Raw genomic sequence first — 5345 nt, forward strand, 5'->3', positions numbered from 1 at the left:
ACGGAAGCAATGAGGTTATTAATACGGCCCCCGATCAAACCTTGAGCCTTACTGGAAGTGGCCCAGTGACTATTGGTGGAACGTACCCAAACTTTACTGTTGGCAGTACCGATCTGGTGAATGATGCCGATAGTGACCCGGCTAACGAAATCCAGGATTTGTCGCTCAGTGGTAATGACCTACAAATTACTAACAATACCTTAGCTACCACCGTAAATTTAAGCCCCTACTTAGATAATACTGACCAACAGACCCTTTCTCTAACAGGAAATACCCTATCTATTAGTAGTGGTAATAATGTGGACTTGAGTGGCATAGGCGGTACCAATACGGATAGTCAGACATTATCTAATAATAAGGTAGCTAATGACGTAACCATAACTATTGCCGGAGGTAACAACACTTCTTTTTCGGTGGCAGACAATGATAATAATGCTACCAATGAAACCATTACTTCAGCTAATCTGGATGCTAGCGATATATTACGCGTTCAAGAGGGAGGAAACGATCTGGCTATTGACTTATCTAGATTCCAGAGAAAAGCCTTACCCGACAGCCACGTACTGGTAGGAAATTCCTCTGGGGTAGCCACTCCAGTGGAATTATCGGGAGATATTACTCTCAACACCGATGGTACCATGACGATTAACGTAGATGCGGTAACTACGGCGAAGATTCTCAATCAGGCGGTTACTACCAGTAAATTAGCCGACAATGCGGTCACTTCGGCTAAATTGGCTGACGACGCGGTGACGCGGACTAAAATTAACAGCAATGTTGCGGGCGGCGGATTAACTCAAGCGGCCAACGGAAGCTTACAAACCACTAATACCGCCAGTGGTGAGATTCTTATTGGACAGGGCACGCAGGCTACCGCTCAGACAGTAAGTGGTGATATTGCTCTAGCGGCTAATGGTAGCACTACAGTAGAAGGTTTGCAAGGCCGCCCCGTAAGTACTACTGCCCCTTCAAATAATCAAGTACTTACCTGGGATGGTTCCAATTGGATTCCCGCTGGTGCAGCAGCAGGAGGAGAACAGTGGTATTCCGGCAGTGGTGCGCCCACTGCTCTTAATCCGGCTACTGCCATTAATGGCGATTTTTACTACGATACCACTAGTGATATTGTGTATTTCAAGCAGGGCGGTAGTTGGGCTGCTCAGGGTGGATTCGGAGCTATTCCAAATGCCCCGGTGAATACGGGTGGTATTACTGGATTAACTTACCGTACACCACTATTGTACATTGGTGATGAGGAACCAGAAGAAGGTGATGATATCGGTGCGATAGGAGATTTTTATTATAGCCGCGATGAAGAGAAGTTGTATTACCGACTTTTGGATACAAGTAATGGAAAAATTAAGTGGCAAGATATAAAAGATTAAATGGCAAAGTCTATGAGTAAACTATGCTATATAACTACTCTAGTTGTTTCGTTAATACCGACGTTGCCTATGTCTGCTCAAATAACTGTGCAACAAGGTTCTTTCAAGGTAAATGGCATAGATGCTTTAATTTCATCTAATGCTTCGTTAATCAACTACGGTACTGTTGTTCAACAGGGTAGTTTATTTATTGAAGAAGACCTACTGAACTACGGCAATTACGAAGCCTCTACTTCTACTATAGTACTAAGAGGTAGAAACCAGCGCATACTGAGCGATGCTTTAACTATAGCCCAATTGCGCGTTGCCGGAGGTGGAATAAAATCTTTGGAAGGAACTATTGAGGTTAGCAGCCAATTACATTTGGAGCAAGGATTGTTACGGGTTGATAACCAACATCGGCTAGCCCTAGCTGAATCAGCCACGATTATCCAAAGTAACGATGCTTCTTACGTGTGGGGTGGGGTTAGTCACCGAGGTACGGGCAGCAAATTTTTCCCGGTAGGCACTCAAAGCGAATACGCCCCGCTAACGCTTACTGATGTTCGAGGAGACCGCCCGCTGGTGCAAGTACGGTACGTTCCAATTACAAACCGGCCCATTTGGTCACAAACTCCATTAGCCGGAAGCTACGAAGGCTCGCCCGTTACGGTGACATTCTTAAGCCAAAACCCAGATCATAAGTTCTATCCTGAACAACTACGTATCACAGCCGGTAATACCTCAGACCAAACAAGAAGTGTACTCGATAGTGAACTACCGCAACTGAACTTACCCAGCATTACACTTTCCAGTACGTCGCCTACCGCCCTTCCCTGGATTTCGGTAGGCTTTGCCTTCAATGAGTCGGAAGAAGAAGTTTATATACCCAACGCATTTTCTTCTGAAGCACCTGATCCGGAAGATAGAGTTATCAAAGTTTACGGGCGCTATTTATCGCACAACAACTTTACTTTTGGTATTCAAGATTCTTGGGGGAGGTGGCTTTACCAAACTACGTCAGTAGAAGAAGCCACAACCGTCGGATGGACTACCTTGGGTTCTTCGCCAGCTCAGTTTCGCTACGTAGTATCCGGACAGTTCTTATCGGGTAATCCGTTTCTACACTCCGATACAATTATAAAATTTTAGTGGTAAATGCTTCAGTTACTATACCGCTATATTGGCATAAGCTGTTCTTATTGTTGGGATTGGTGGCTACTTACTCTGTTACCCTGGCCCAGCAAATTCCAATGAGCCAGTACTACGTTTCGCCTATCAATATCAATCCGGCTCTGGTGGGCAGTTCAACCCGCCCAATGGTAGCCGTTCAGCACCGCTCCCAGTGGAACACGGCCGCTCATCAGTATCCTATTAACATTGCTTCTGCTATCTACCCAATTATCCACCCTTACTCTCCCCGAATTCAGACCGGAGGTTTAGGGGTGGCTTTTACCCGGGCCAAAGCTGGAGTGCAAGGATGGCTAACCCACACTGAAGTTCAGTTAGCTGGGGCTTATAACCTTCCACTAGATTCTCGCCAAAAGCACGTTATCTCGCTAGGGATCGCAACAAGCTACTTACAACAATCGCTAGATTTTGGGAGTATTCGGTGGGGATCGCAGTATGATCCTAACATTGGTTACAACCCTAGCATAAATCCTTCGGTGCGCCTTATTCGCAACCGCTTGGGCTATATGTCGGTTGAGGCGGGCATCGTTTGGTCGTACAATAGCTTCAAAAATACATTGATGAGTCCTTGGCAGTGGATGAGTGGTCTATCGTTCTCGGATATGAACCGGCCCAATGTATCGTTTACCGACCAAGCCCGCCCCGCACCAATGACGTTCACTTGGCACGGCGGAGCCTCATACAGCCAATACTACTGGAAGATACACCCGCAAGCAATTGTTGTTTGGCAGCAGCACAATTATCATCTAAGTATTGGCGCCTACGGGCAATACCGAATCAGAACCAACAGAAGACGGGCAGAATCACTGCTAATTGGGGGGCTCTGGTACCGTTGGGGCGACGCTATTGCCGTTTCGGGCGGGGTACTTCATCAAGGTATACAGTTGGCCATCAGTGCTGATTTTTCTCGTAATCCCGGACTTGATTATTATAATGCGGGCACTGCTTGGGAAGTTTCTTTGACATTCACGGTTCCTTCCAAGAAATCATCTCATCACCGACGTTCTACCCCGCTAATATGAAGAGACTGCTACCAATTACGTTCATGGTGCTAGTGGTAGTGCCAATCTTAAGTTGGGGTAAGTCCAATCCTATCCGGCCATTGTTACGATCTGCCTTTGAAAAGTACGATCAGGGTCAATTCTTTGAAGCAGTTGATCTCTACCAGAAGGTGCTTTCTATTGACAGCACGCATAGTGAAGCTCATTATTATTTAGCCGACTGCTTCCGCTATTTGTTTAAATACGAGGAGGCTTTAAATCACTATCAGCAGGTTCAAGCCAGCGAAGCAACCAAGTACCCTCTGTTAGAATTTTATTTAGGTGCTACATATAAGTCGCTTAGCAACTACCAAGAAGCGGAGAAGTACTTTCGTGCATTTACTAAGGCTGATAGAGGCATAGAACAGTCGGCGTACTGGCTTTTGAAGGCTAACATTGAGCTTCAGGGAATAGCGAAAGCTAGAGAAGTACCTCGAATGACGACCGAGGATATTCAAATTACTCGCTTGCCTAGTCCGGTTAATACCACTCAGCATGATTTTGCCGCTACTCCTTACCAAAACCCGCATCAACTGGTAGTAACCTCTACCCGATCCGAAAGCAAAGGGTTGATTTCCCATCAGCAGCACGGTGGGGCATTTAGCGACAACTTTATTTTCTTGCTAGATTCTAATCAATGGCGAAATCGTACTTCGCTACACAATTTTGAAACACTTAATACCACCACCGACGAAGGTCCGGGGTCGATAAGTTCAGACGGAAACACTTACTACTTCTGCCGATTCAACAAGGGATACTATCAATTGTACGTTAGCGAGCGTAGCAACGGAAAATGGGACACACCTCAGTTACTGCCCGAACCAATTAACCTTCCCCAGTATACGGTAAAGCATCCGGCTATTTCTGCTTCCGGCGACACACTGTTCTTCTCTTCCGACCGGCCCGGTGGCTACGGCGAACATGACCTGTGGATGAGTGTTCGCCAACAAAATGAATGGCAAGCACCTATCAATCTTGGCTCATTGGTTAATACTCCCTTCCAAGAAACCTCTCCTTACTGGAATAGCGAACAGAAAGCGCTATTTTTTGCCTCTAATGGGCACCCCGGCTGGGGCGGCTACGATCTATTTCTAGTATCGCACCCCCTCTCGGTAGTATCTAGCCCCGTAGTAAATCTGGGAAAGCCACTAAACTCCTCCTACGATGACACCTACTTCTGGACCAATGACCGTACGGGGTATCTTACCTCTAACCGGGGAGGTAGTAGCACTGGTTTTGACATCTACGAATATCAATTATCTGCTGATAAGAAAAGCTTATTATTGGCATTCAGTAGCCAGTCGCAGTGGGCAAATTTGGCTAACCGATTAATCCAACTATCGGAAAGCTCGGGAGAGGAAAATCAACCACAGTTCTTTCAGGTTCTATCTAGCGAAGAGCAGAAGTCTCTTAGGCAAGCAGCAACCCGACGTATCTTCGAAACCTTACAGGAAGAGGGGGCACCTATCCTGGCGGAAATTGAAGAAGCCCAGCAGTTAGCTACACTTTACGGGGAAAATTTGCAGTGGTTGGTGAAAAGCCAACGTATGTTTTTGCAGAACTTTCAGGTGATAACGTGGCCCGATGAAGTTTACCAGTGGTACAGCACCCTTCCTTCCGAAGAAAAAGAAAAAGTTAAGCGAGTTGCGCGCGTTTTGCTACGCGAATCGCTACTTAACCAGTACGATGCATCAGTAGAAGTTGATAATTTTCAGTATGACCTACTTCCTTCAGAACAGCAGCAGTGGAT

General features: G+C 46.2%; 4 protein-coding genes. All 4 read left to right on the forward strand.

The window, feature by feature from the left end:
- The coding region (locus tag WBA23_RS12185) for a hypothetical protein (protein ID WP_424582555.1) at positions 1-1385 on the forward strand (1385 nt) is incomplete at its 5' end.
- 69 nt (positions 1386-1454) lie between these two features.
- Positions 1455-2516 carry a hypothetical protein gene (locus WBA23_RS12190; RefSeq protein WP_424582556.1) on the forward strand — a complete coding sequence of 354 codons (1062 nt, stop codon included), beginning with the start codon at positions 1455-1457 and terminating at the stop codon, positions 2514-2516.
- Positions 2516-3577 (forward strand): PorP/SprF family type IX secretion system membrane protein, encoded by a 1062-nt coding sequence (locus WBA23_RS12195; RefSeq protein WP_424582557.1) that lies wholly within the window; start codon positions 2516-2518, stop codon positions 3575-3577. The genes WBA23_RS12190 and WBA23_RS12195 overlap by 1 nt, the downstream gene beginning before the upstream one ends.
- A partial coding sequence (locus WBA23_RS12200) for a hypothetical protein (RefSeq protein WP_424582558.1) occupies positions 3574-5345 on the forward strand: 1772 nt, incomplete at its 3' end. The genes WBA23_RS12195 and WBA23_RS12200, both read left to right, overlap by 4 nt.

This window comes from Tunicatimonas sp., from assembly GCF_049647865.1.
Lineage (GTDB): Bacteria > Bacteroidota > Bacteroidia > Cytophagales > Cyclobacteriaceae > Tunicatimonas.